Here is a 26401-nt window from a genome sequence, read left to right on the forward strand (position 1 = left end):
ACTTTTGGCTGCATTGTCAGAATTGTGCCAACAGCAAGCCTTCTTCTTTGTCCCTTCCCTAGGAAAAAGGGATATTCATTTGCAAAGTTTTGTAGCCCAATAACATTCAAAACATCATCAACACGTCTTTCTATTTCATCTTTTTCAAGTTTTAGATTCTTAGGACCAAATTCAAGTTCTTCACGAACATCATATCGTGATAATTGGTGATCTGGATTCTGAAAACAGTAACCAACCTGTGTAATCTTAGTCGCAGAAACTTTCGAGGTATCTGTGCCAAAGACAGTTACCTTTCCGTTAGTGGGTTTTAGCAAACCTTTCAAAAGCTTTGCTAAGGTTGTTTTCCCAGATCCATTTTGACCTATAATCGCAACATATTCTCCATCATGTATCTGCAGGTTTATCTGCTCTGCAGCTTTTGTGCCATCGGGATAGTGGAAATCTACATCATTGAAATCAATTACTTCATTTCCACTTTTTTCGAGAATAGTATTGCAAGGAGCAGTAAAACTTAATTTGCCTTGGCTAAAAGCATTTCTGAATTCATTAAGAATCCTATCGTATTCAACAAGAAGACGATCTTCTTTTAGACCAAAGGTTTGTAGATAGGCATCAGCAGCTTGAGGTAGCACTATGCCATTGTGACGTAGTTTTTCATATTCTTGAAAGACGTGATCCGTATCATCATCTAAAATAATCGTTCCATCATTAATAACTGCAATTCGATCAGCAAATTTTGCTAGTTTTTCGCTATCATGCTCAACCATTACAATAGTGAGATCAGTTTCCGTTCTCAAAGATTCCACAATTGAAAACACGGATTCCTTCCCAACTGGGTCTAAATCAGACGTTGGTTCGTCTAGAACCAATATTTCAGGTCGCATTGCAAGAAATGAAGCGATTGCAATTCGTTGCTTTTGTCCTCCAGAGAGTTCATGAGGGTATTTTTTGAGCAAATGTTTTATATCCACTAAATCTGCAACCCATTCGATTCTTTCTGCGATTTCATCGCGTGAGAGGTTTAAATTTTCAAGTGGAGAAACTAATTCATCCTCAACGGACATCATTATAAATTGTGAATCAGGATCCTGTGAAACTAGACCAACCTTTCCAATAAATTCAGAGATATAGTCCTCAGAGGTATCCATCTCCCCGATTTTCACTCGACCCTTGAACTCACCTTTTGCAGCTTGTGGTATTATTCCATTAAGGCAAAGGCAAAGAGTAGATTTTCCAACACCTGAAGGTCCCATAATACCATAAAATTGACCTTTTTCAACTTGAAGTGAAATACCTTTGAGAACCCAGTCTTCACTTGCTTTATATTTCCACCAGACATCTTCTATGATAATTTCTTTAACCACGGTATACCACCATTTAGCCATGATACGCGCTCAGATACCATAAGCAAAATCTGAGTGACTGTTATATCGAAGAGAAATCCAAAGAAAAAGATTCCGAAGAAAGTAACAACGAGAACAAGAATAAAATAATCTGCTTTCTTAAAAGGATAAGTCCAATAATAAGAACGTTGTCCCTTAATTATATAGCCCTTACTTGTTGCTGCAAAGGTCATTTCTTCGATCCGTTTGATGAGGAACATCACTAAAGGATTGATTAAAGATAAATATTTCTTTATACGAGAGATTGGGTTTCCTCTGTTAAAATCAACGCCTTTGCAAATATTTGCATCTCGAATCGTAAAGAAGTCATCGACAAACATACTCATCGATCGAAGTGTAACCACAAGAACAAATATTATAGCGTAAGGTATCTTCAATAACCGTAAACTATAGATGATATCTCGATCTTTTGTTGTTGTGAAAAAGAAAATAGTGAGGATAGACATAGCTAGAACCCTTAAATAAATTTTTATAGAATGAATAATTGTGTTCTCTGTTATAAAGATCGCCCATTCAAGTGGCCACAACAAGAAAACAGTATCTATGACGGTTGTATCCACTAAAATTATTGAGCCCTCAATATGACTAAACAAAAGAAAGCCGAGAAAAATTGTATTGAGCATTAAAACTAGTCCTACAAGGAATTTTTTCATAACACCTATCTGTACTTTTGAAACACCCAATAAAAATATTCCAAGTAGCACAACAACAAGTCGTCCAAGTAAATCTTCAATAAGATAGGGAACTAAGCTAATGACAAGTACTAATGCTAGCTTCGTTAAAGGGTTCAGTTTATGCATAAACGAATCTTTTGAGATATACAAGAAGAATGAACGTGATGACATTTTTGTATCTCCTCTAAAAAAAAAGGTAGAGGGGGTTTTAAATATAGCCCTCGATATAGATCTGGCTTCTTTTTATTGGCTTAGTTAAGAAGTACAACATGGGCGTAGCAATCACAGCTAAAACAATGATATCTCCTAAGAACCATCCAAGGAAGACAATATACGCTGCTGCAGGTGGTAAGCCTAGGAACCATGCAAGGGTATAGCCACCCCACAATGCAGAGAGAAGAGAGGAAAGGATTACACCAAAGATTAAATACATTGCCCATGATTTCCCTTTGTTTTCACTCTCACGTAAATCGGGATCGGCTCTAAAGGTTCTAAACGCTATCAAGGGAACAGCACCTTCAATGATATCAGCTACTGCCCATAAAGCACTAAACCATAAGGGGAATCCGCTATAAATCCCTAGAATGAAACAACTGACAAAACCTGCAATTGGTCCACCCCATATCCCAAACCAAAGTGCAAAGGGAACATATACCGCCGCTGCAATATAGAATGCACTCACACCCGGTGCAACAGGTACAGGCACTGTAATGACTGCAAATATAGCTAAGACCGTGCAAACACCAGATACTACACCAGCAAGAATTAACCGCATTAACCACTCATGTGGTTGAAGCCCCATATCAATTCACCTCGTGCGCTCACTTTCAATAGTATTTCAACCGCAATGAGGTATGTATCTCAGACTTAAATACTTTATGTTAATTTTGTCGAGACAAGATTTATATAATTGACACGATCATGTTAAAAAATTGAATAATTTCCTGCTAAGTTTAGGAATCCTTATGGACTGTATGAATGTCTTATTGACTAACAATGAGTTATCATGACTTTCTGAACATATGAGTTGAAATCATCTTACCTTGATTTCGTTTAAAACAAAATTCTAACATTTTAGTGAGGATCTCGATTTAGTCAGCAAAAAATTTCCCGAAAAGTCGATTCTTCTTCTGAGTAGGGGTAAAAAATTAACTAAGCTTTTATGTCGGCATTGAAATTTGCTTTCATTTTGAATGCTCAGGAAAACAGTTATTTTATATTAACAAATTTGTAACCATGTCGACCGCTTTCATAGCATTATCAGCGTAACCGTCTGCACCGATTTTGTTTGCCCATTCAGCTGTGACTGGTGCACCACCAACGATAACTTTATAACTTGAGCGTGTTCCAAGATCATCTAAAAAGCGTATAATATCCTGCTGGTAGGGCATTGTAGTTGATAGCAAAGATGAAGCTGCGATCACATCTGCCTTAACTTCTTCTGCTTTCTCAACGAAGGTCATTGGAGGTACATCAACTCCAATGTCGTATACTTTGAAACCATTTCCCTCCAGCATGGCAACAACAATATTTTTGCCAATATCATGGATATCACCTTTTACCGTTCCAATCACAACAGTACCTTTTTCAGTTTGTGTTTCGTCTTGTAATAGGTGTGGCCTTAGAAGCTTAAAAACGGCTTTCATTACCTCGGCAGAATGCATCATGTCTGAGAGGAAGAGCTCCATCAATGCAAATTTTTCACCAACTAGTTGAATGGCTTTTGTTGCGTGTTTAAGAATCTCTTCAGTAGCGATTTCATTAACTATTGCTTTTTCTATTGTTTGAATTGCAGTTTCTTTATTTCCGTTAATTATTGCCTCTTCTAGATTTTTTAATTCCTCAGCAGACATAAACTCACCCTATAGTTCTTATAAATATTAGAAACGATATTATTTCATTTCGTTTTTTATGCATCATTTATAAAATGGATACATTATTTCGAATGTACATTCAATTGGAGGTCGTATTATTGGTTACGATTTGGGAAATCTTAGATCGAGTTGAAGAAGGTCCAGCCTGTAAGGAAACTGATTTTGATTTAAATATATTCTCAGCGACCGTAAACAGGTTGGTGAGTGAACATAACCTCAAATGCACTCCAGAAGAGCCTATCCCAAATGACAACACATTGGCTGATGAAGTTTTTGAGGCAGGATTAGAGTTAGCACTTGAGGTTGGCATGCTATGTACTTCAACATCTCGACGGATCATTTTTGAAGAGGCTGAAATAAAAGAAATGCTAAAAAGATTACCTGGCGAAGTCGTAATGGGGGAAGAAAAGGATACACGTGTTATGAGATGGAGAGCCATAAGCGATTCATTACCTCCACTCATGCAAACAGGTGGATTAGGTCAGCCCACTAGTGAAGATATCTTTCTGGAAGAAGCAGTTGCCTTCGCACAAGATCCTTTAACTGATTATTTCAATCAAGGTTCTCTTACAACAGTATATGGCAGACCAATTAAAGCTGGCGCGCCTTTGGAAGTGGAGGCTGGAAAATACGAAATTGCACTAGTTCACGAGGCCCTTAGAAGAGTAGGAAGACCTGGATTGTCTATTCTTGGCACCGAAACAAGCGTTACATGTTTAGCAGAAATTGCAGCAAGTTCTACAGAAGGTGGCCTTCGCAGGACTGACTCACATCTGGTTGCAATTGCATCTGATTTAAAAACAGACTATCAGGTACTTTCAAAGGTAGTCCATCTTGTTGGATATGATGCTCTTATTTGCGGTTTATATACCGCTATTATGGGAGGTTATGCAGGAGGACCAGAAGGAGTAGCTATTGCAAGGGTAGCAGGATCAATATTAGGACAATTAGTTCATAGACATTCTTTTGCAATCACTGGCACGCCATACAATATGCGTTATGTTGACATAGTACCAGAGATTTCACAATTAAGGAAAATGCTATGGGCACACTCTATCGCAATGCAAGCTTTAAGCAGAAATTCGAAGTTATTAATTGGTGGAACAGCGGGCGGTGCTGCAGGTCCTTGTACAGAAATGTTATTCTGGGAGATAGTTCCTGTCACGCTAATGCATACAGTTTCTGGATGTGCATTTATAGAAAGCTGTTTTGCTGCATTTAATAAATATCAAGATCATCCTGGTGTATTAGAAGCCCGATTTACAGCTGAACTGGCTCATGCAATATCTAAGGCACAAATAACACGTGAAAATGCGAATGATCTCGTTAATAGTATTCTTAATGAAAAGTTTTCAATTTACGATGGAAAGGCAGCACCAGAGGGTAAGGCATTCAAAGAGTGCTTTGATATAAAGACAATTAAGCCCAATGACGAATATTATAACCTATATAAGAGCGTAAAAATGCAGGCAGAAGATACATTAGGTATTTCGATTTAATAGCGCTCTCTACACAGAGGGTGCGTTTTTAAAAGAAGCACCTTTCTTTTTTTCCATTAATATTTTAAAAAATGAAATCTAAATAGATCAACATTTGGAAACGAATTTAAAAACTGGTAGACGAAGAGGACTCAATCGATTTAAATTAGTCTACCAAAATCAACCCTGTCCATCTAACTAAATTATCCTTTGGTGGGCTTAGTTCGAAGCCAATGTTCTTTGCAGTTTTAAAGGCGTCAATGCCAACAGCTTCTATTGATGGGCGAGCTTGAAATGGATGCTGACACGCTTCTCCTGATTGTTGTGTTACACATTTAGAGCATAGTTTACAACTTCCACCAATAAATCCTGTCGCAAAATAAAAGCCCATTGAATACGCTTTTGCTTCTACTTTATTCACAATTTTATGTAGATTTATTTGGCCCTTGTCAAGAGTATCTTTTCGGTTTTCAAAATATGATTGATTTTCGTAAATTTCGCCTACACTTTCATTACTTTTAATAATCGTTGCAAGTTCTTCACTCAGGGGAGTATCTACTTGGATTAGTATAGCATAATTATAGTTTGCCAACATAGCCCGAAATTCATCAACGGAAGGAGTATTTTTAGGAGGGCAACAGAGATTTATTCCGAAAGATGGGCATAATGGCACCTGACACTTAAGACGGACTCTCTCATCTACGACAACGGCATCTGTATCAAAGAACTTTGCCCTAGAGGCACCATTTTCAATAGCATAATCACATAACTTCTGAAGATCATTAATAAGATCTTCAGTTCTTATCTTAGACATCAAAATTTCCAACTCGAAACAGGATTTTTTAATGGAATTTTATAAATGGTGTTACTAGATAGTATTTTAAAGTAACTTTTCACGCCAAATTAACCTGGTCGGTGAGGGACACTAAATGTCATTTTGGAAAGAAAACAATATGGAAAAGCTTATCACATTTAATGACGTCATTCTTTTGCCAGGATGGAGTTCAATTGAACCCAAAGATCCTGATATTTCATCAAGAATCACTTTAAACCACAAATTAGTTTTGCCTTTTGTTTCGTCTCCAATGGATACAGTTACTGAAGAAGAAATGGCGATAGAACTAGCTAGACTTGGAGGACTTGGAGTTATACATAGAAACTGCACAAAAGAAGAAGCAGTAAACATGACACGAAAAGTCAAACGTGCAGAATCCTTCATCATTTCAGAAGTTTTCACCATAAGACCTAGTGAATCTGTGAAAAGTGCCACTGAATTAATGAATCAATATAATGTCCATGGTTTACCAGTTTTAAATGATAACGAAAATTTAATAGGAATAGTTACATGGCGCGATATACGATTTGCTGATGACAATTTGAAAGTTGAAGATGTAATGACTAAAGATGTGATCACAGCAACTGAAGAAGTAAGCCTCGATGACGCTAAAACATTGCTCCATAAGCATCGAATTGAAAAATTGCCAATAGTTGATTCTACAACTGGCAAGTTGAAAGGACTGATTACAATCAAAGATATTCTCTTAAAAGGTAAGTATCCACATGCAGTAAGAGATGAAGAAGGGCGATTACTATGTGCAGCAGCTATAAGTCCATTTGATTTAGAACGTGCTAAAGTGCTTGATAAATACGCTGACATTTTGGTAATCGATGTAGCTCATTTTCATAACGTCAATTGCTTTAAAGGGGCCAAAGAAATCTTGAACAATGTAAGTGCAGATTTAATAGTTGGGAATATTGGAACATATGCAGCAGCAGTAGATGTACTCAGCAGGCTAGATGGTGTTGCAGGACTTAGAGTAGGGATTGGATCAGGAAGTATTTGCTCAACAAGCATGGTAACACGTGCTGGTTCCCCAACATTGTATGCAACACTTCAAGTTGCAAAGGCGACTGCTGAATTAGGAAACAGCATTCCGATCTGTGCCGATGGTGGAATAAAAAACAGTGGTGATATCGCCGTGGCTTTAGCTGCTGGCGCTTCAGCTTGTATGATGGGAAACATTTTTGCAGGATGTCGCGAATCTCCTGGACGGTTAATAGCGTTAGAAGGAAAATACTACAAGCAGTATTATGGAATGGGGTCAATTGCAGCTAGGAAAAAGCGATTTTCATATGATAGATATTCTCAACCAAGCAAAGATATCGCAGAAGGTGTAGAAGGCTTTGTTCCATATCGAGGAACAATAAGTGATGTAATTAATGAACTTGCTGGCGGACTTAAAGCTGCATTAGGTTATGTTGGCGCGAGAGATCTTAATGAACTTAAACAGAAAGCTAATTTCGGAATATTAACACCAGCGGGTATGCAAGAAATGCAACCTCACGATTTAATTACGCCAAAATAATCTAAATTAAACAAACATAATCTAGATCGAAAAAGATCGCTCAGTTAACTTTGTAAATGCTGAAAGAAGTTTATAGAAAACTCTTCAAGAAGTTCGAAAGCTTGAATTAGCCTTTTTGTCCGTTCTTCTGTCACACGTTGAGGTTCGTGTATAGCAAATCGAATTTTTCCAATTAAATAATTCTCCCATGATTCGATGCAAAACCACGACTTTTTCTCATCATCAAGGAAAAAGTCGGATATTTTTTCGATGTTCTCTGAGTTAATAACTCTCCGAAGTTTTGAGGATATTTTTGATTTTTGTTTATTTACCATGAATAAGGCACTATTAAGGGCATGATCGCATGTTTTTATTGCCCTAAGGCCGACATATAAAGTCCATGTAGAACTTACTCTGTCATCTAACGTTAATCGACTCTCACAAGACACATATTCAAAGAAATTATTCAATTCAACTTGATTTGCAAAGAATGTATGTGAAACAGTTAGATTCTTATTCCTTTCATCTAATCGCATTTCGTTAAGTAAATCGTGTCCAGAGAGATAACTTCTTGTAAAACCATATTTTGACATGCGAATCGCTCCCAAGATTGTTATAACAAGAACACCTATTAGACCTATGAAAGGAATTGGCCAAAACAATGGAGAGTACAAAATAACCAACAGAGTGCTAAGAAAGAAGAACGGTAGAAAGAAAAGAATCCATCTTATCTCAATCATTTCCCTTTCGGTCATTTTGTTAAGATCTATTATTTTCCCTTCAAGAGTTAAGGCATAACTAGAAGATTCTTTTATCTGAAGATTCTGCTGATGAGTCTCGATTAAAAGAAATTCTTTCCTGCGATTTCGATCTCTAACTTTACGTACCTGAATTATAACTAATATCATAAAACACAGCGCAATGACTATGTAGGGTGTATATGGTGAGTTTTTCAGAAACTGAAACAGTTTGATAGCGTCTGATATTATGTTCTGCATTACTGGCTCACTCATTATAATGAAAAAGGCCAATCAAGTAAAAAGCTTACCTTCAAATATGAAGAACTTTGCCTATCTCATATAAGTGGTGTTTAAATGAATACTGATTCAAATATCAGCTTCATTCTTATTTGCTGCCTTTTTATGTATTGTATTTAGCTATATTTCTAGAATTTTAATCTTTGTAGCGTTTAAGGTAATAATATATAAAGAAGCGCACAATCGCGCACGTATATATAAAGGGAGAGGTTATCGCGCCCGCATATTTAATAAAACGCGCCATCGCGCCCGAAGAGCGCCTATAATGCCTTTAAAAAGGAGGGCAACAATTATAAAGTATTTTGTCGGTATTTTACTATATAGACAATTGGGGGTTAGAGAGATTTCGCTGGGAAAGAGAGCTAGAATGCCGAATGAACTTCGTTGGCTTACTAGAACCTATTTCCAAAAAAAGGGTTTAGTACCAGTTGACATAGCTCATTGGAAACCATATAGGAAAAGCCATATCAGAAAAATGTTAGCAAATAATAATACTACGCTGCTTTTGAAAAACTCTATTGGCGATCACTTAGGGTTAGTAATTATAAAAGATTGGAACAGAATTGTAGGAATTGATCAGGGCTATCAAATAAGTCGGCTGAGGAGTCTTCTTGTAAACGAAAAAATAGCAATAAATGGATTTAGATTTATTATGGTAAGTCATAGAGGTTTTTCAGAAAGCATCAAAGGATTTGCTCACAAAGAAGAAATTGAATTGATTGCTGAATATGAGATGACGTATGAATTCCCCACATTGGGAGAATTTATACGAAGGCGCAGGAGGGCTCTAGAAAACGTAAGAGAAAAAGATGAAGACGATGAACCAATTGAAGCTATTGTAGACGCAGTAAAGCCATATAAAATAGAAGCTTTAATAGAATGTATTATGTGAAAGGGCATTATTGCCCTTTTTTTATTTTTTTCAATGTCACTGAAAAGTGCATATCACGCCTTTGGAATTAAAAAAAGTGGTGTAAACAAATGGCTAAAAGCAAGAAAATCAGACCTAGAATCCCAGAAGGAGAGGCAATACTAGATACTCCAGAGTTTACCATGGAAGAATATAGTGAAAGGATGAAGAAAAATATGGGTTTTGAGTATCGAAATATTATAAAACATATCATAAAATCAATAGATCCACCACAAGGGGCGATTATTCTAGAAATAGGTCCAGGCCCAGGCTGGATAGGTATCTGGTTGGCAAAAGAACGTCCTGATGTCAGAGTAGATGGTCTAGAACCATCAGCCGATATGCAAAGAGTAGCCAGAAAGAATGCAAAAGATGAAAATGTAGCAGAACGTGTAAATTATATAACTGGTTATGTTGAAAACATGGAAATGATTCCAGATCAAAAATATGACTTAGTTTTCTCCAACGATTCTCTGCATCACTGGGAAAATCCCTTAAATGGTTTCAAAGAGATTTCTCGGGTATTAAAGCCAGATGGGAAAGTATATATCAAAGATGAACGCCGGGATTTAGGTCTAAGGGCAAAATTCATTGTGCATGTGTTAGGACGCCTTATTGCTGGAAACTGGTGGAAATATTGGAAATCATCAATCGATGCGAGTTATACACCGCAAGAAGTCCAACAATTCTTAGAGCAAGCTGATATTTCTAACTGGTTCGTTAATACAGATTTTTTAGGGATTTCTATTGAGACCAAATAATTAATTACTTACTTCGTTTTTACATTTTAGAAGCTATAGAACGCATCTTCTTTTGGTGATTGAAATTCTCGATACTGCAATAGTACTTGCAGCTGGTAAAGGAACAAGGTTCTTGCCTCTGACAGAACATATCCCTAAACCACTGCTATCGGTTGCTGGAAAGCCAATCATCGAATACGCGCTCGATTTTTTGCAAAAACTTCATATAAGAAAAATTTTCATGGTGCTGGGTTACAAATACCAACAAATTCAAGTGTATTTGAACAGCACACACTTTAGAGGATCCATCAAATATTTATTTCAAGAAAAACAACTAGGATTAGCTGATGCAATTAATCTGGCGAAAGAAATCGTCAAGAAAGATTTTGTAGTGTATTTAGGAGATAATCTATTTCTAGATTTGCCGCCTAACGATTTATTTCAACACCATTTAAATCGCCAAGCGAATGCCACACTTCTTTTAGAAGAAAAAAGAACTCCAAAAGAAACAGGAGTTGTTCTCATTGGAGAAGATAACAAGATCATTAAAATTGAAGAAAAGCCATCCATAGTATTCTCTAATATCATTACAACCGGCATCTATATTTTCAGTCCGATAATATTCCGTGCTATTCAGGAAATAAAGCCCTCACCAAGAGGGGAATTTGAAATTGCTGATGCGATTAAGAAATTACTTAAACAAGACAACGTAAAAGTATATGGATCATTATTTGACGGATGGAGAAAGAACATTTCTCGAGCAAAGGATCTTTTAGATGCTAATCGTGAGGTTTTATCCCGCATTCAAGCTGGAATAATCCCAATTACGCCAGGATTTAAACTAATAGAAAATGGAAGTCAAATTGGAAGTAATACAAAGATTATTCCTCCTGTGCTAATTGGAAATAATGCAAAAATAGAAAAAAATACTCAGATAGGACCTTATACAACAATAGGAAGAAATACAGAAATCGGTGAAAATTCTATAATTGAAAATAGCATAGTTTTTGATGAGGCATATATTCAAAAAAATGCAAGATATAATAGAGTTGTGTATCTGAACGAAGATATTTTTATACAAGAATAAAGGAGGGGAAATGAGGATTTACTCAACAGTTACAGGATCCATCTTGTATTTTTTAATCACGTCTTCAACGTACGCGTCAAATCCTTTTTCTTTAATAAAATCAAGATCTTCTATCAATGTTTTATGACCTGGTTTTAGAAAATCAAGTTTTACACATGTTTTATAATCTTCCTCACATTCTGCACAGGTTCTTATGTTCTTTTCTTGTATACAAACGCGAATTTTACAGTCTGGATCTCCACATGGATGTTCTGTTGAAGTGCAACATGTTTGCATGTTTGACATCATCGGTAAAAATTCAAGAAATTCCATTACTTCATTGATAGGCTTAAATGGTGGAAAGACTTCACGGAATAATTCTAAAGGTAACTCTTTAAGAGCTTCTTTCAACAAATTAGCAAGGTTTCCTCGCCTTTTAGCCTTTGCCTTACATTCTTTACAATTAATGCCGCAATAAGCGACTAAATCTTCGTTTGAATATAATTTAGATTGTTCCATCTATTATTAACCCCCTTTTTAACTTGTCAGAATTTACTTTTACGCCTAATATAAAATTATTTCTTATTTGATACAATTCTTACTATTAAACTTCACAAATACAAAGAGACAGAGACTTCTATAAAAGTGGAAAAAGCTTTCTAAGCATAATCAATCAGCTAGAGAACTTCATAAATTAGATAGACGTCGTTATTCTCTGGAGATGAGATATATAGATATAAAGCGTATTTCTCGGGATGTTCTTGAATATATGTTATTGTTTGCTCACACCAAGGTGAATGCTGCCCCCAAGCAATATAATTCACGTTATAATGATTTATAATATCATCCAACCTCGTAGGTGTGTGTGGCATTCCTATGATCTCCTTTGAAGTAAGATACGCTACTTCTTGTGAGTAGCCAAGTCGCACCATTGTCACCCCATTCAATTCCTCAACCTCAGCTGCAAGATCGGCACCTTGAATTTCGTATCGCTGAGTAAGAATAGTTCCTCTCGCTTGAAGGAGTCCAAATATGATAAAACTAACCGTTAAAAAAGTAATCAAATAAGAGAGTACATCTTGATGGCGTAAGAGTTCTATAATCTGCCTATTTGCTCCAGGTTTAAACTTTTCTAGAACCCACTTTAAGATATTTTTACATGTGACTAACCCATACACATATAGCATGCTAAAAGCAGGTAGAGTGAAATCGACGAATCTTACGTCAACATTTGTTAGAAACGATAGGGGAACAAAAAATATCAGAATCCATGATAGAATAAAATATTGGCGTGATTTTAGAGCTCCTACTACTCCCGGAATCAAAAGGAAGAAATATAATGGGACAAGATGTTCATTTCCACCAAAAGGACCATAAAGAACAATAGAACTGTTAAGTGGCCATGGCAGAAAAAGGCTAGTAAGATGAGGGAGGGTAATAATGTAATAGGTATAAGGAGCAAATAAACCAACGAAGGCTGCTGAAATTTCTGGGAAACTAAAAGGAGAAACAAGCGTTATAATATTGAAATTTCCGGTATAAACAGGAAAGCCTTCCCAGGCGCAAATATAACGATGTGAAATATAGTTTAAGTAACGATATACTGGCCAAACGGAATAGACTGCTCCTTGTGTCAAACTTGCCAATACCGGCATTCTCCAAGTATTTACAAGTTCTGTGGTCAAAATCCAATATATGAAAAAGAGAAGTATCAATATGATGCCCAAATCTCTTGTAAGGGCGCAAAAACCACCTAGAAGACCTGCCATGATTAATTTTGGATAATTTCTATTGGATATCCCTTTGCAATAGCAATATAGACTAAGAAAACCCATGAACATGAATGTGTTGTCTGTTAGAGAGAGTTGTGCTAAATAGATGTGAAATCCTGAGATAGTAAATAGAAATGTTGTAAGAATGCTTTCGCGATAATTCAAAAACAACATACTCAATAAAAACACGATAGGGATTGACATAGTTCCAAATACAAATGAGAGTAAGCGATCTGAATAGATAAAATCAAGTCCAGTAGCAGTATGAATAAGTGCTCCAAGAATTGGGTGAACGGGTGGGTGGAGTATAAAGGGATCATGCGCATACAATGAATATACTCTCTGTTCAATAAGATTTTTTGAAAGCCCAGCATATCTGCAGTCATCTCCAAAGATAAACCATAAATCTGAATAAACTAAAAAACGTAGTAGGCCACCCATAAAGGTTAAGAGTACAATTAATGCAAAATTCCTGCCCTTTGCATTCATAGAAGCCACTCGATAAGACGATATTATTATGCCTAAATATTAAATGTTGTTTAAGATGTTTTCGTACAATGGAATTGCTTTAACTTCTATCTCAGGCATTTAAGAAGAGGACTGGATTTCGGCAAATTATAGATCAGAAAAATAATGAGAGGAAAACTGTAGAAGAAATTAGGCTAATAAAGAATTTCTAACATTTTCATAGAATCATAAAATCTACTTCAAGGAGTCTATTAGATATTCAAAATGTAATGCCTTTACTTCTTTTAGTCCATTTATATAATTCAATTCCAACAACTGAAGGAAGGCATGCTATAATGATTAGTACCCAATCAAGCCAAGTTAGCCACATGAATTCAAAGACAATCCCAATATGTATCACTGCTAATTGGACTATAGGGGTATAAATAAGACCCACTGTCCCGAAAATCACCATTCCTATGAAAATATAGGTTCTAAGTGAGAAATCCTCTCCTTTGTTGGATTGAATGATGGACATATTAATTCGGCGAATAGCGAGTACCATAAAAGATTCCACAAACACAATTGTAACAATTGCCATTGTTCTAGCCTTCTGTTGGGCCAAAGGCCATTCAGTTGATACCAATCCTACATTGTTACCCGGAAATACAGGATAGATTCCCGTAAACGTTATAATATAAATAAACGCGACTCCGATAGCCATCAAAGCTGCATGGAAAACCATTATCTTAAAAAGTTTACGATCTATGATTTCTTGAGTATCACGCGGTTTTTCTTGCATTATATTGCTTGTACTTTTATCAAATACTAGTGCAAAACCTGGGAATGTGTGAGCCGACACATACAACCATTGAAGTTGGAACGTCAAAAAGCCAAAGAAATTCGGTATGAATGACATTCCAAATAAGATAGCTGCTTCCATTAAGTTTATGCAAACATAGAAATAACACATCATTCTGATTTTTTGAAAGAGATTTCTTCCCTCTCTTATCCCTGTTCTAATTGATGTAAAAGAATCATCCGTAATAATAATATCTGATGCCTGCTTTGCCACATCAGTCCCTGCGATGCCCATTGCAATTCCAGCATCTGACAAGCTAAGAGCTAATGCATCATTCACACCATCACCAGTCATTGCGACGACTTTATCACGCTTTTGATATCTTGCAACGATGACTTGTTTATCTTCTGGGCTTACTCGGGCAAATACTCTTGTCTTAAAGAAGCCTTCATCAGTAAGTGATTTAACCTGATAACCTTCCACACTCATCTGATCTGAACCTTCTTCGATGATATTCAATTCACGTGCAATTGAGGATGCTGTAACTGGGCTGTCGCCTGTAATCATTGTGACTTGTATTCCAGCCGACTGGGTTTCCTTTATAGCTTCATATACGCCAGGACGAGGGGGATCAACAATACAAACAAATCCATCAAAGGTCATGTTGCTTTCAATTTCGTGACGCGATTCTTTCATATCGTTAGGAAGTTCTTTTATGCTCTTATGTGCTAATGAGAGTACTCTGAACCCTATTTGTGCAAATTCGTTAATATGTGCAAGAATCTTTTCTTTTTCTTGTTCTGTAAATTTTTCCTCATTATTTTCACGTGAAATCTGTGAGCAACGAGGTAGAATTACTTCACTAGCACCTTTACAAAATACAATATCAGTGTGCGTTCCATTAAACATTTTTGACATTCTTTTCACGTTCGAGTCAAACGGAAATTCGGCAATCATATTATAATTCTTCAATATCTCGCTTTCCTGTAATTTTGACTTATGAAAAAGAATCTTAATCGCACCTTCAGTTGGCGTACCAATTAATTTCCCATCGCTTATTTTAGCGTCATTATTTAACAGGCTGTTTATCAACAGAAACTCTAGAGATTTTGGGAAAGAACCAACAGGTTTTTGCAGAGATGCATCGCGAGGTAAATCCACAGTAGCTCTATCTTCAATCTTAAAAATGACCCCTTCTATATTCAATCCAGATCCTGTGATGCCATATAGATTTCCATCACCATCCCAAATGCGCTTAACAGTCATTTTATTCTCAGTCATTGTCCCCGTTTTGTCAGAACAAACCACGCTAACCCTACCTAAAGTTTCTACTGCACTGAGATCTCTAATGATTACCTTTTCTTTAGCCATTGCAAGGACACCTGTTATTAAGACAATCGTAACAAGTAACACAATATTGATTGGCATTATGGCTAAGGCAACAGTTAGGCCGTTTATCAAAACTGGTGCTAAATCCACCCATTCGATCATCCCCCCTTTTGCCTGAACTCCCGGTGGAGGAAAAACGAATAAGCTCAAAATTCTAAAAGATACAGAAATTGCTAGAAGGATTCCAACTGCTGTACCCAAATATTTTGCTAAAACATTCACCTTTTTCCTGATGGGAATTTCCCCTGTAGTTATTTCCTCTAATTCTCGGCTCAATTCTCCGATAACCGTCCTAATACCTGTGAAAATGACAATGACTTTGGCGGTACCTTGTGCAACATATGAACCCAGAAAAACCATATTTGTTGTTTCTTGTATTGATAATTCGCCATCTAATCCCTCTGGAGCCACATTTTTTTCAACAGGTACACTTTCTCCTGTAAGACTAGATTCATCCAGAGCAAGATCTGCAGAATCAATTATTAAACAATCAGCGGGCACCCTCTCACCTTGCCGTAACAAAATCACGTCGCCTGGTACTAAATCGCGAGTCATAACAGTGATTTGTTTGCCATCTCGCAGTGCAGGAATGTCGTCAGCCATCAGTTGTTGCAACGCTTCAAGTTTTTTCTGTCCTCTAAATTGCTGAACGACTGCTACAACAACGTTAGCACCTATTACTACAAACCAGGGAACAACAAGTGGGAGAACTGCCCCGACATCTTGTGGCCCAAGAGATAAGGCTATTAGAAAAATAGCAAGAGCGGCAATCAAATAAATATTAATGAGCCAATTGGAAATAGGAGCAATATAGATTTTCCAAAATGATGTCTTAACCTTTGGAAGTTCATTTTCACCATATTTCTCTAAACGATTAACTGCCTCTTCTGAAGGAAGACCTTTTTCTCTATCAGTGTTGAATATATCAATTAATTCATCGGGAGAGAAACTATAGGCAAATTTTCCTTCGAATAGCTCATCTTCGACTGAAGGTGCTTTTCTGCTCAATTATTTTTCACCGATATCAACTTGAATTGAAAGTAACATTTCCTAGTACTATAAAAAGTCTAAGTTATTTCATTGAATCGCAATTTAAATTATTTTTCATTTAAAAACTGGCTTTTAGTTAACTAACTTAAAATTAGCAAGTTATTTCAATATTTCTTTTAAATCCGCGAATAACGAAACAAATATTGTTGTCAATTATGGTCAAAGACAAAAAGTGTGAAACTGATGTTCTTGCGACTTTTCTTAAAGCATGTACTTTTTAAGCAAAAGGCGCAAATATAAACTACGAGTCTATGATTTTCGAAACGCCTAGGTGAAGGATTCTGATGGTATTATGGACAGAAAAGTACAGACCAGTTACACTAGACCAAATCGCAGGCAATAAGAAGGCAGCAACTGATTTATTGAAGTGGTATGAGGAATGGACAGAAAAGCAAAGAGTTGAAGAACAGAAAAAGAAATCAGCAATCAAGTTCCCACTTCTTGTTGGACCTCCTGGTTCAGGAAAGACTTCAGCAGTTTATGCTTTAGCAAATACCTACGGGCTTGATGTAATTGAAGTGAATGCAAGTGATAAAAGAGGGCAATCTCAAATTCAAGATATTGTAGGATTAGCAGCAACAGAAGGTTCACTTTACTCCGGAAACCGTCCTAAGAAACTAATTTTGATCGATGAAGTAGATGGTGTCTCTGGTCGAGAAGATCGCGGAGGAATAGCAGCTCTAATAAAGATATTTAAAGAAGCAAGAGTTCCAATTATTGCAACGGCTAATGATCCATACAACCAAAGATTATCATCTTTTAGAAGATATTGTACAATAATTAAATTTCAACGTCTACGTGCAGCCAGTATAAAAAATGTACTTAAGAAGATCTGCAAGAACGAAGATATTGTTGTTGACGATAGTATTTTACTAAAGATAGCAGAAAACTCTGGTGGTGATCTGCGATCTGCAATTAATGATTTGCAGGCAATAGCTATGGACAAAAACCAACTTACAGAGAATGATTTGTCTACATTGACATCGAGAGATCACGAAACTGACATTTTTAATGCGTTGAAAGGTCTATTTTCTGCGAAAACTGTAAAGGATGCACGTATGTCAGTAAGAGATCTAGATATAAGACCTGACATGCTTCTGCTTTGGATTAATGAAAATGCAGCAAAACACGCCATAGAGCCTGAAACACTTGCACAGGTGTATGATGCAATTTCAAGGGCTGATCTTTTTAGGGCTAGAATACGCAAACGACAGCAATGGACTTTGTTGAAATATGTATATAGCAATATGATAGAGGGCGTAGCAAATCCACTAAAGGGACAGAGATATACCTATCAAAGATATGGATTTCCTACTTGGGTATCGCAAATGAGCCGTACAAAAGAAGTTCGGGGAGCAACCGGAGAACTTGCTGCAACTATCGGAAAAAAATGCCATACTTCCAAAAGAAGAGCAACAAAAGATTATATACCCTTTATAAAGTGGATGTTTAATGATCTAGAGATGTCGGCTAAGCTTACTAAATGGTTCAATTTTTCAGATGACGATCTTGCTTTGCTTACAGAAAAAAAGAACATTAAGGAAATCAAAAAAGAAATGGAAAAACTTAAACCTCCTCCAAAACCTGCAAAACAAGTGAAGAAAGAGAAGAAAACAGAAACAACAAAAAAGATAGAGAAAAAGAAAGTTACCAAAGAATCAAAAGAAAAGATTGAAAAAGAATCCAAAAAAGAAACTAAAAAAGTTGTAAAAAAGGTAAGAAAAAAACTTGAAGAACCTTCAATAGCGGACGAGGAAAAACCTAAACACACACAGTTAGACAAATGGTTTTGAGTTTTATTAACAAAGGTGACACAAAAATGGCTCGTAGGAAATGCGTATATTGTGGTGCAGTCATTTCTGACTCATCTTCGGTTGCTAAGTTAGTGGAAATTACAACTCGACGAAGAAATGTCATAAAACGATGGGCTTGCAAAACATGCGCCAAAGAGCATAAATAATTGGAGTTTTTTCCTCTTCAAAAGAGAGGATTATCTAATCTGAATGAGTTCAGGAGGAGTGTATGAGAGCCGTTTACACCCTGTTTTTGTTATTACAATGTCATCTTCCAATCGAACTCCACCAAGATCCTTAATATAAAGTCCTGGCTCAACAGTGAGTACCATATTAGGTTCTAGTAGCTGTTCAGAATGTGGTGACTTTTTGGAAATAATTGGCCCAACATCATGCACTTCTATGCCGAGAGGATGCCCTGTTGCATGAATAAACAGTTTTTTTTCATCAAAGCCGAATTCCTCAATAGTAGCCCGGGTTATTTCATCAAGAGTATATGCGGGAATTCCTGGTTTTGCTGCTTTTATTGCGCGTTCTTTTGCCTCATAGACAGCCTCATACATTCTAAGTGCTTGTTCAGTAGGTCTACCTGTATAGAAGGTCCACGTTTGGTCTGAGGAAGCTGGTGAAGGATCTGTTATAAAAATACCCATGTCAATTAAAAGTAATTCATCATTTCCTAGTTTTTCAAAGGAAGATGGAACGTGGTGAGGACTCGCTGCATCTGGACCTATGCCTACAATCGTGTCAAATGCAGATTCTCCAACTTTTTTTGATCGGCAATCTATTTCGGAAAGTATATCTCGTTCTGACATACCAACACTCACAAAATTTGGAACATCTTCTAAAATCTCCAGTGTATATTTGCATGCGATTTCGTGAGCCTTTATTTCAGCTTCAGTTTTTTTTGTGCGTAATTTTTTTAGAAATGGCGCTGCAGGTTCAAAATTAATTTCAGGAAACATGGTTTTTAATTTAGTTACTTCTCCATAAGTCATAAGATCAAATGTATCATCACGTCCCAATGGATCATCTACATAGTCAAGAATGATCTTAGAATTATCTGAAAACTGAGAAAATTCATTTTTTATCTGTTCAACTAATTGCTTTGTATCACTGTACGAAGATACTTCTATGCCTATTATATCCTCGAAAATTGGCGCTTCCATCTGCGATACTATGATATGAGGATTTTCGTTAGGTGTAACAATGACAGATAGTCTTCCTGGATTTTTTTTCCCAAGCAATAGAAGAGCATGTAGATCCTGTCCGTGATTTGTTAAAATGACCCATCCATCGTAATTCATTTCCTTAAGTAATTCTTGAGAATGTTTTATTCTTTCTGCAGTCATAGTTAGACCCACCAAGGTATCTTTTAAAAAATTGAAGTTCTATAAAAGCTTAAGTTGGTTTAGTAGTTGAAATGTATGCGTCCGTTTTTCGGTTTCATATTTTTTGATAAGGGCAAGATCTTGAGAAGTATCAATATCAATCATCAATTTTGGTGAATTAAATATTGTATAAGAAACATGAAAATAGCGAGCAATTCTGGTATGTATTACGCTGCTATTTGATCCATAATAAACATGTGGAATTACTTCTGGAGGAGTTCTTAGCAAAATATTGGTACCATTGTCTTTTGAAGGCGCGATTACCACCCATGGACGACTTATTGCCTTTTTAATAAGAAGATCAAGAAGACGTGGTGTAATTAGAGGTAAATCTCCAAGAATAACAATCACACCCTCAGCGCCCTGTTGTTCTAACTTGTGTGTCCCCTCAGAAACAGCAATATTTAATCCTTGCTGTTTTCCCTCAAGGATTGTGTTAGCACCTAATTTCTCTGCAAGCGTAACTATCTCCTGATCTGGTGACATCACAAAAGTTTCGGTGATATTTTTTGCTTCTAAAGTTGATTGAACTACATCAGTTAGCATAGCTTTGGTAAGCATTTTTCGAGATTCAAGAGATAAATTGCTTATGCGAGTTTTTGAATTCTCCAATTTTTTCAATGGAATAAGCGCATATATGTTCAATAGATCACAGCTTATAGACGTCAAATGCCATTATGAATTTTAATCTTATTTAAATAGCGATGAAAGACATACCTTTATAAAGATTGCATTACCACTTTTAAGCTATCATCATTTAATGTGATGAGTATGACAAAGACATTTGAAATCGCCGTTATTTCAGGGGATGGAATTGGACCTGAGATAACTACTGCTACAAGCAAAGTGCTTGAGATATTATCAGATAAATATAGTTTTTCCTTTCGGTTTAAGGAGATACTTGCAGGAGACAGGGCTCTAAAGGAAACTGGTCATGCATTGCCCAGTAATGCCATAGATGAGATTAAAAAGTGTTCATGTTGCCTAAAAGCGCCGATTGGTGAAACAGCTAGATATGTAGTTTTGCCCCTTAGACAAGAACTCAACCTCTTCGCAAACATCAGGCCCGCAAAAACTATCCCTGGCATTCCGAGTATTCATTCAGGAGTTGACTTGGTAATTGTTAGAGAAAATACTGAGGGGCTCTATAAAAAAATAGACGATATATCAAAAGAATGCGCAATTAATGTTCGAATGATCACAAAGGAAGCAACTGAACGTATCATGACTGTTGCTTGTAAAATGGCAAAGGAAAGGCGAAAAAAACTAACTATTGTTCATAAGGCTAATGTGATGATAAGCTGTGTATTCTTTCGAAATGTCTGCTTAGAAATTGCTAAGAATTATAGTGAGATTGATATAAACGAAATATATGTAGACAACGCAGCATACCAACTAGTGATCAATCCTCAACAATTTGATACCCTAGTTACTACTAACATGTTTGGAGATATTCTAAGCGATGAAGCCGCAGGGGTGACTGGAAGTTTGGGCATTCTTCCTTCTTCAAACCTTGGACAGGATATTGCTATGTTTGAACCAGTCCATGGTGCGGCTTTCGATATTGAAGGAAAAGGTATAGCGAATCCTACTGCAATATTGTTAAGTTGCTCGATGATGCTAGATTGGCTAGGTGAAAAATATTCAATAAGTGATGCAAAACAGGCAGCAAAAGACCTAGAAAACTCTATTTTAAAAATATATGAAGAAACCAACATTAGAACTCCAGATCTTGGCGGTAAAAATACTACTAACGACTTCATAAGAGAGTTACTTTCCATATTTTAATTTCTTCCAAAAGATTTTTCTAGGTCGAAAGGTGAGATGACATAAGGACTAATGGTTATCTCACTTTTTGGAGTTGGGAATATTGGAAAAGGTTAGAATGCCAGAACTTGACAGGGTTGACCGGCCTAATTTAGGCGCAACAATAGATATTCGACTATTTAGAGCATTAAGTTTATTCAGCCTACGTGATGTCGTTGGAGAGGATGCGTCAAAAACACTGGCTTATGCTGGTGGCAAGGCGTTGGGTAGGAGAACAAAATTTAAGGAATTCGAAGAATTTTTGCAGTGGATGGAAAAGAAAAGTATTGCAAGAACAAAATCATTTACATTTGATTCAGATAAAGGGATCGGAAATCTGATATTGCTGGAGACCCTATCATCTGCAGGGCTTCCAAACCTAGGAAAGCCGGCATGCAGCTTTGAAACGGGACTCATTTCAGGTGTCATTGAACGATTAAAAGACAGACGATGTCTTGTACGCGAGATCAGGTGCTATGGAAAAGGGGATCCTGAATGTGAATTCTACATAGAAGTACTTGATGTACCAGCATATTTGAAGAGAATGTAACGTTTTTTTATCTTTTTCCCTCTCAAAAACTGACATTATATTCAGAGAAAATGATTTTTGATCTGTAGTAGTTCGTTCACAACAATTGATTACTCTAAGACGCAAATGAGTCTAAAAATTTTAGAAAAAGTCTTCAGCAATAAAACGTGGAATTACATTAACTATTCCGCTGTTTTATAAATAATTGTAAGGTTTCATTGTAGCCTTCCCAATTTTTCCAACTATTTCAGGATTTTTTATAGCAGCCCTAGCAATTGAAAATGCATCGGCACCGGCGTTCAGCATTTGTATTGCTGAATTAATGTCTTTTACAGAATTATTACCTATCACATATGTATCGATAGAGTTGGATATCCTTTTTATAACGTCTAAGTCAGCATAAGGAGATCCAGGTTTCATTGCATCGACATGAATAGCATCTGCACCTGCTGTAACCATATTTTTCACTAAAGTCACTTCATCGACGATGTTGGCCCGAATTTTAACAATTAGGGGAATATTCACATTATTTTTGAGGATTGTAATCCACTGACACAATTTTTTGGAGTTTTTTAGCAGTGCCTGTCCAGTTCCTAGATCCATAATTTCCGGTTGTCTACAATGTGCATTTAGTTCAATAGCATCTGCACCTGCATCCTGTGATATTTTTGCTGCCAGAAGTAACCCATCTCTTGAGGTAACACGTATATTTATATTTACGAGAGTTTTTCCTTCACGGGCAATAGAAACTTGACGTTCAGTATATTCTGGCAGTTCCTCAAGATCTATAATAAATTCTGGCCTTTCTCTAGTTGTGATAAGTTTTGCTGCGCTAAGCGTTGCCTTATCAAAATTAAATCCGCCAAGAGTGATCATGCCAGCTCCACCTTTCGCAACTCGTGCACAAAAATCACCATTAGTAACACCCGCCATTGCGGATAGTATTGCAGGATTTTGCAATTTTAACATGTTTTTTCCTCAATTAAACGAAGGATTTCTTGAGCTAGAGTGATTTTATCATCAAGACTCTTCATTATGATGTTAGTAGAAAATACAGATATTCCAAGTTCTTCAATTTGAGGAACCAATCCTGTATCAGTACTATGTATAATTAGAACGTCTAAGAAGTTAGAATAAATCTTTGCAATAGCGTACGGAGAAACACTAAGGTTTTGAGTTTCCATGAGTTGACCAGCAGGACCGCTCAATGGTTTTTCTCCGATTATAGGAGAAATCGCGATTTTTATGCCTTGTGTCCTTTCTAAGGCTGTTTTGATACCTTTTACTTCCAGAATAGGTCCTATTGAGGTAACAGGATTACTTGGTCCGATAATTATGGCATCACTTTCCATAATTGAATCAATTACATCTTGGGTTGGTTCTGCTCTCTTAATTCCTTCAAATTCAACCGAAAATACCTTTACATTTGCATGTTCCCGTACCCAAAACTCTTGAAAATTCAATTTACCCTTGTCAGTAAAGACCATTGTTGTGACTTTCTGATCAGTCATGGGGATTATATGAGGCTTTATATTCAAGCGCATGCAGGCATCATTGATAATCTCAGATAAAGAAAGACCTTCTTTTAATAAACGCGTCCTATGGATATGAAGTGCGAGATCGCGATCCCCTAATTGAAACCAAGGATCATAACCATACAGTTTTAACATATCAAGGCAATTAAAAGTGTCACCTTTTATTCCCCACCATTTTTCTTCATCTAAAAAACTTTTTAGGCAGTAGAGGACAGAATCAATGTCCGGGCAGACATAAAGACCATAAAAATAGTAATCATCTGCAGTATTACAAATTATAGTTAAATTTTCCTCAGAAACAAGCCTTACAAGACCTTGCAGTAATTTTGGAGTACCAGTCCCTCCACTTAACAGCGTAATGCGAATTAATGCGCACCTCCTAATAACAACAAAACAATAATCCGCGGAAATGTAAAAAAGACTATTCTACAACGACTCGATAGACGATATGTAAACCAGCAGTAGGGCTTTCTCGATATATTTTTACTATTCGTCCAGGTTTTGCCCCTATAGCTTTTGCTGCGGGATCCGCGGCTTGAATTGCGGGAAGTTGATGTTTGCTAATATTATAGTGTTTTAAAACTTCATTAGCTTCCTTTTCAGATAATAATTCATGTTTTGGAACAAGAACATGTTCAAAAATATTAAAAATAGGATACTTTGTTGGAAGTAATTCAATATTCTTCTTTTTTGATTCAGCTTTTGCGGCTGGCGTATATCTTTCTAAAGTTGCAAGTAGCGCCTGCTCTACACCATGTTTTTTCATTGCTTTATCTAATGCTCGTACTAATGCAACACCGACAACATTTTTGCTAGGAATGCGTACTAAAAAATTCAGGACTTTTTTATCCTCTTTCTTTTTTGCAAGGATATCGATTTCTGACTCGGTCTCTTCGATCGATTCGACTTTATATTTTCTATTTTCAAGTAGTTGTAATACTCCTTCTTTCACACGTTTCATCGTTTGACTCAAGGCCAGCGCCTCCCTCAAAACTCAAATGTATTTTTTTCTTATAAATGAAGCAAATACACTTCACATGATAAATTTAAAAAGACTTAGCAGATTTTATAAGTCTTATTAGCAAAATTTATCCGTCGTTAAAAAACGGGGGTCCAATTTAAATGTACCGAAACAGGAAGTTGATGTTTTTAATTTCAATCTTGTTTGTGCTTACGATCTCATTGAGTATATACCCTAAAGAAACTCACGCAGACGTTGTAGTCACCGTCACCCCCTATCAAAATCAAGTTGTCAAAGGCGATTTGCTTGAGGTCAATGTAACTGTCTTTGATAATGGAGATCCGGTCGGAAACGCTAGAATTAAATTAACTTTGAGTCAACTCTCAAGAGAGTTTGAAGTAACATCTTCGATGTTTGCAAAACTTCAAACTGGTATTTACAAAACGACATTCAACACATCTTCACTAGCAATAGGAACGTGGAGTTTGACAGCGGAAGTCCAAGCCAGAGGAGATACACATTACGGACAATCTAGTGTTACCATTATTACATCTCCAGAGAGGGAAACATCCGAAAACCCTGTATTTCTGATTATTGCGGCTGCAGGAATATGTATTGGAGCAATAGGACTTGCATATGTGTCTGTAATAGAATTATTTGGCACAAGGAAGAAGAAAAAGCGCAAACGAAAATAATAGTATCAAAATAATGGACCATATAAACTTTTTTTTAGCTAGGAAATGATCAACATGACAGATATTATTGTATGTTTGACTTTTGACTATGATGCGGAAAGTGTCCAAATCCGAGCGCTTGAAGAAGCTGTTAGGGTTTCGAAAGGGCAATTTGCCGTTAAAAGAGGCTTATCCCGAATTCTTGCCCTACTAGAAAAACATGAGATTCAAGCGACCTTTTTTACCTGCGGATGGACAGCAGAACAATATCCAGAAACTATGAGCGAAATCGTTTCACACGATCACGAAATTGCGGCACATGGCTATCTACATGAGAATTTTGATACCCTCTCAGTCTATGAGCAAAAAGATGCACTTCAAAAGACTCACAAGGCTCTGGAAAAAATTGGAGGTTCAGGTTCAGTAAAAGGATTTAGAGCCCCATACTGGAGACTGGCTCATAATACACTTCAGTTGATCACGGAAATGGGCTATATTTATGATTCGAGTCTGATGGCAGATGATCGACCTTATGTTTTGCAGTTTTCAGACATTGCCGGAAAGTTAGTTGAATTCCCTGTAGAATGGTTTCTCGATGACTGGCCTTTGTTCGAAATGAAACAAACATCACCTTCATCAGTTTTTGAAATATGGAAAGCTCAGTTTGATGCCCTAATAGAAATGGAAGACATCCCAGAGGGTTACCGAGTTTTTAACCTTACACT

25 protein-coding genes and 1 pseudogene are annotated in these 26401 nt (G+C 36.6%); 11 read left to right on the forward strand and 15 right to left on the reverse strand.

What is annotated here, in order from left to right; genetic code table 11:
- The 4 genes from QVB70_RS08615 to QVB70_RS08630 form a co-directional block, all read right to left on the reverse strand.
- On the reverse strand, positions 1-1364 hold a 1364-nt coding region (locus QVB70_RS08615), incomplete at its 3' end, for an energy-coupling factor transporter ATPase (protein ID WP_287585322.1).
- Positions 1343-2248 (reverse strand): energy-coupling factor transporter transmembrane component T, encoded by a 906-nt coding sequence (locus QVB70_RS08620; protein WP_287585323.1) that lies wholly within the window; start codon positions 2246-2248, stop codon positions 1343-1345. The genes QVB70_RS08620 and QVB70_RS08615, both read right to left, overlap by 22 nt.
- A gap of 37 nt (positions 2249-2285) precedes the next feature.
- Complete coding sequence (locus QVB70_RS08625) at positions 2286-2879, reverse strand: MASE1 domain-containing protein (protein WP_287585324.1); 594 nt, start codon at positions 2877-2879, stop codon at positions 2286-2288.
- A gap of 412 nt (positions 2880-3291) precedes the next feature.
- Positions 3292-3930 (reverse strand): corrinoid protein, encoded by a 639-nt coding sequence (locus QVB70_RS08630; protein WP_287585325.1) that lies wholly within the window; start codon positions 3928-3930, stop codon positions 3292-3294.
- A gap of 119 nt (positions 3931-4049) precedes the next feature.
- Here QVB70_RS08630 and QVB70_RS08635 point away from each other — a divergent pair, with 119 nt between their 5' ends.
- Complete coding sequence (locus tag QVB70_RS08635) at positions 4050-5450, forward strand: monomethylamine:corrinoid methyltransferase (RefSeq protein WP_287585326.1); 1401 nt, start codon at positions 4050-4052, stop codon at positions 5448-5450.
- 145 nt (positions 5451-5595) lie between these two features.
- Here the strand turns inward: QVB70_RS08635 and QVB70_RS08640 are convergent, their stop codons facing one another.
- Positions 5596-6243 carry a DUF2284 domain-containing protein gene (locus QVB70_RS08640; protein WP_287585327.1) on the reverse strand — a complete coding sequence of 216 codons (648 nt, stop codon included), beginning with the start codon at positions 6241-6243 and terminating at the stop codon, positions 5596-5598.
- A 115-nt stretch (positions 6244-6358) separates the two neighbouring features.
- Between QVB70_RS08640 and guaB the strand changes: the two genes are divergently transcribed.
- The gene (gene guaB, locus QVB70_RS08645) at positions 6359-7795 is read left to right on the forward strand and encodes an IMP dehydrogenase (RefSeq protein ID WP_287585328.1); all 1437 of its coding nucleotides are present in this window, start codon (positions 6359-6361) and stop codon (positions 7793-7795) included.
- 44 nt (positions 7796-7839) lie between these two features.
- Here the strand turns inward: guaB and QVB70_RS08650 are convergent, their stop codons facing one another.
- Positions 7840-8772 carry a hypothetical protein gene (locus tag QVB70_RS08650; protein WP_287585329.1) on the reverse strand — a complete coding sequence of 311 codons (933 nt, stop codon included), beginning with the start codon at positions 8770-8772 and terminating at the stop codon, positions 7840-7842.
- Positions 8773-9076: 304 nt separating this feature from the next.
- Between QVB70_RS08650 and QVB70_RS08655 the strand changes: the two genes are divergently transcribed.
- The 3 genes from QVB70_RS08655 to QVB70_RS08665 all read left to right on the forward strand — a co-directional run bounded on the left by QVB70_RS08655 (position 9077) and on the right by QVB70_RS08665 (position 11548).
- Complete coding sequence (locus tag QVB70_RS08655) at positions 9077-9703, forward strand: hypothetical protein (RefSeq protein WP_287585330.1); 627 nt, start codon at positions 9077-9079, stop codon at positions 9701-9703.
- 89 nt (positions 9704-9792) lie between these two features.
- Positions 9793-10482, forward strand: a complete 690-nt coding sequence (locus QVB70_RS08660) for a class I SAM-dependent methyltransferase (RefSeq protein WP_287585331.1) — start codon at positions 9793-9795, stop codon at positions 10480-10482.
- A gap of 55 nt (positions 10483-10537) precedes the next feature.
- The gene (locus QVB70_RS08665; protein ID WP_287585345.1) at positions 10538-11548 is read left to right on the forward strand and encodes a sugar phosphate nucleotidyltransferase; all 1011 of its coding nucleotides are present in this window, start codon (positions 10538-10540) and stop codon (positions 11546-11548) included.
- Between the two features lie 18 nt (positions 11549-11566).
- Here QVB70_RS08665 and QVB70_RS08670 read toward each other — a convergent pair whose 3' ends face one another.
- The 3 genes from QVB70_RS08670 to QVB70_RS08680 all read right to left on the reverse strand — a co-directional run bounded on the left by QVB70_RS08670 (position 11567) and on the right by QVB70_RS08680 (position 16945).
- On the reverse strand, positions 11567-12046 hold the full coding sequence (locus QVB70_RS08670) for a DUF3795 domain-containing protein (RefSeq protein WP_287585332.1): 480 nt from the start codon (positions 12044-12046) through the stop codon (positions 11567-11569).
- Between the two features lie 158 nt (positions 12047-12204).
- Positions 12205-13788: a glycosyltransferase family 39 protein gene (locus tag QVB70_RS08675; protein ID WP_287585333.1), complete on the reverse strand. Its 1584-nt coding sequence runs from the start codon at positions 13786-13788 to the stop codon at positions 12205-12207.
- A 238-nt stretch (positions 13789-14026) separates the two neighbouring features.
- Positions 14027-16945 (reverse strand): cation-transporting P-type ATPase, encoded by a 2919-nt coding sequence (locus QVB70_RS08680; RefSeq protein WP_287585334.1) that lies wholly within the window; start codon positions 16943-16945, stop codon positions 14027-14029.
- Between the two features lie 326 nt (positions 16946-17271).
- Here QVB70_RS08680 and QVB70_RS08685 point away from each other — a divergent pair, with 326 nt between their 5' ends.
- On the forward strand, positions 17272-18780 hold the full coding sequence (locus tag QVB70_RS08685; RefSeq protein WP_287585335.1) for a replication factor C large subunit: 1509 nt from the start codon (positions 17272-17274) through the stop codon (positions 18778-18780).
- A gap of 26 nt (positions 18781-18806) precedes the next feature.
- The gene (locus tag QVB70_RS08690) at positions 18807-18947 is read left to right on the forward strand and encodes a hypothetical protein (RefSeq protein ID WP_287585336.1); all 141 of its coding nucleotides are present in this window, start codon (positions 18807-18809) and stop codon (positions 18945-18947) included.
- A 30-nt stretch (positions 18948-18977) separates the two neighbouring features.
- On the opposite strand, the gene QVB70_RS08695 is transcribed toward QVB70_RS08690, so the two are convergent.
- Both QVB70_RS08695 and cofC read right to left on the reverse strand, forming a co-directional pair.
- Entirely contained in the window at positions 18978-20132 is a 1155-nt protein-coding gene (locus tag QVB70_RS08695) for a Xaa-Pro peptidase family protein (RefSeq protein ID WP_287585337.1), read from the reverse strand.
- 39 nt (positions 20133-20171) lie between these two features.
- On the reverse strand, positions 20172-20816 hold the full coding sequence (gene cofC, locus QVB70_RS08700; RefSeq protein WP_287585338.1) for a 2-phospho-L-lactate guanylyltransferase: 645 nt from the start codon (positions 20814-20816) through the stop codon (positions 20172-20174).
- A gap of 126 nt (positions 20817-20942) precedes the next feature.
- Between cofC and QVB70_RS08705 the strand changes: the two genes are divergently transcribed.
- The gene (locus QVB70_RS08705; RefSeq protein ID WP_287585339.1) at positions 20943-21959 is read left to right on the forward strand and encodes an isocitrate/isopropylmalate dehydrogenase family protein; all 1017 of its coding nucleotides are present in this window, start codon (positions 20943-20945) and stop codon (positions 21957-21959) included.
- 82 nt (positions 21960-22041) lie between these two features.
- Positions 22042-22527 (forward strand): V4R domain-containing protein, encoded by a 486-nt coding sequence (locus QVB70_RS08710; RefSeq protein WP_287585340.1) that lies wholly within the window; start codon positions 22042-22044, stop codon positions 22525-22527.
- Positions 22528-22701: 174 nt separating this feature from the next.
- Here the strand turns inward: QVB70_RS08710 and QVB70_RS08715 are convergent, their stop codons facing one another.
- From QVB70_RS08715 to QVB70_RS18465, 4 genes and pseudogenes are all read right to left on the reverse strand, one after another.
- Positions 22702-23475 (reverse strand): MJ0144 family RNA dihydrouridine synthase-like protein, encoded by a 774-nt coding sequence (locus QVB70_RS08715; RefSeq protein ID WP_287585341.1) that lies wholly within the window; start codon positions 23473-23475, stop codon positions 22702-22704.
- A complete protein-coding gene (gene cofD, locus QVB70_RS08720) occupies positions 23469-24452 on the reverse strand; it encodes a 2-phospho-L-lactate transferase (RefSeq protein WP_342766554.1) in 984 nt (327 codons plus the stop codon). The genes QVB70_RS08715 and cofD overlap by 7 nt, the downstream gene beginning before the upstream one ends.
- 10 nt (positions 24453-24462) lie before the next feature.
- Complete coding sequence (locus QVB70_RS18460) at positions 24463-24693, reverse strand: DNA-directed RNA polymerase subunit H (RefSeq protein WP_342766555.1); 231 nt, start codon at positions 24691-24693, stop codon at positions 24463-24465.
- A gap of 27 nt (positions 24694-24720) precedes the next feature.
- Positions 24721-25002: pseudogene (locus tag QVB70_RS18465) on the reverse strand (restriction endonuclease); the annotation flags it as partial.
- Positions 25003-25163: 161 nt separating this feature from the next.
- Here QVB70_RS18465 and QVB70_RS08730 point away from each other — a divergent pair.
- Positions 25164-25697, forward strand: a complete 534-nt coding sequence (locus QVB70_RS08730) for a hypothetical protein (protein ID WP_287585343.1) — start codon at positions 25164-25166, stop codon at positions 25695-25697.
- Between the two features lie 54 nt (positions 25698-25751).
- Positions 25752-26401, forward strand: a 650-nt coding sequence (locus tag QVB70_RS08735) for a polysaccharide deacetylase family protein (protein ID WP_287585344.1), incomplete at its 3' end; no start/stop codon positions are given.

Origin of the sequence: Candidatus Borrarchaeum sp., assembly GCF_019058535.1 — an archaeon.
GTDB classification, from domain to species: Archaea; Asgardarchaeota; Sifarchaeia; order Borrarchaeales; family Borrarchaeaceae; genus Borrarchaeum; species Borrarchaeum weybense.

Excerpts from the sequence above, each read along its gene's own strand:
- QVB70_RS08715 (WP_287585341.1), bottom strand. The coding sequence starts at position 23,475 with ATGTTAAAATTGCAAAATCCTGCAATACTATCCGCAATGGCGGGTGTT.
- QVB70_RS08620 (WP_287585323.1), bottom strand. The coding sequence starts at position 2,248 with ATGTCATCACGTTCATTCTTCTTGTATATCTCAAAAGATTCGTTTATG.
- QVB70_RS08695 (WP_287585337.1), bottom strand. The coding sequence starts at position 20,132 with ATGACTGCAGAAAGAATAAAACATTCTCAAGAATTACTTAAGGAAATG.
- QVB70_RS08625 (WP_287585324.1), bottom strand. The coding sequence starts at position 2,879 with ATGGGGCTTCAACCACATGAGTGGTTAATGCGGTTAATTCTTGCTGGT.
- QVB70_RS08690 (WP_287585336.1), top strand. The coding sequence starts at position 18,807 with ATGGCTCGTAGGAAATGCGTATATTGTGGTGCAGTCATTTCTGACTCA.
- QVB70_RS08670 (WP_287585332.1), bottom strand. The coding sequence starts at position 12,046 with ATGGAACAATCTAAATTATATTCAAACGAAGATTTAGTCGCTTATTGC.
- guaB (WP_287585328.1), top strand. The coding sequence starts at position 6,359 with ATGTCATTTTGGAAAGAAAACAATATGGAAAAGCTTATCACATTTAAT.
- QVB70_RS08675 (WP_287585333.1), bottom strand. The coding sequence starts at position 13,788 with ATGAATGCAAAGGGCAGGAATTTTGCATTAATTGTACTCTTAACCTTT.
- QVB70_RS08650 (WP_287585329.1), bottom strand. The coding sequence starts at position 8,772 with ATGCAGAACATAATATCAGACGCTATCAAACTGTTTCAGTTTCTGAAA.
- QVB70_RS08655 (WP_287585330.1), top strand. The coding sequence starts at position 9,077 with ATGCCTTTAAAAAGGAGGGCAACAATTATAAAGTATTTTGTCGGTATT.
- QVB70_RS08630 (WP_287585325.1), bottom strand. The coding sequence starts at position 3,930 with ATGTCTGCTGAGGAATTAAAAAATCTAGAAGAGGCAATAATTAACGGA.
- QVB70_RS08730 (WP_287585343.1), top strand. The coding sequence starts at position 25,164 with ATGTACCGAAACAGGAAGTTGATGTTTTTAATTTCAATCTTGTTTGTG.
- QVB70_RS08685 (WP_287585335.1), top strand. The coding sequence starts at position 17,272 with ATGGTATTATGGACAGAAAAGTACAGACCAGTTACACTAGACCAAATC.
- QVB70_RS08640 (WP_287585327.1), bottom strand. The coding sequence starts at position 6,243 with ATGTCTAAGATAAGAACTGAAGATCTTATTAATGATCTTCAGAAGTTA.
- QVB70_RS08660 (WP_287585331.1), top strand. The coding sequence starts at position 9,793 with ATGGCTAAAAGCAAGAAAATCAGACCTAGAATCCCAGAAGGAGAGGCA.
- QVB70_RS08705 (WP_287585339.1), top strand. The coding sequence starts at position 20,943 with ATGACAAAGACATTTGAAATCGCCGTTATTTCAGGGGATGGAATTGGA.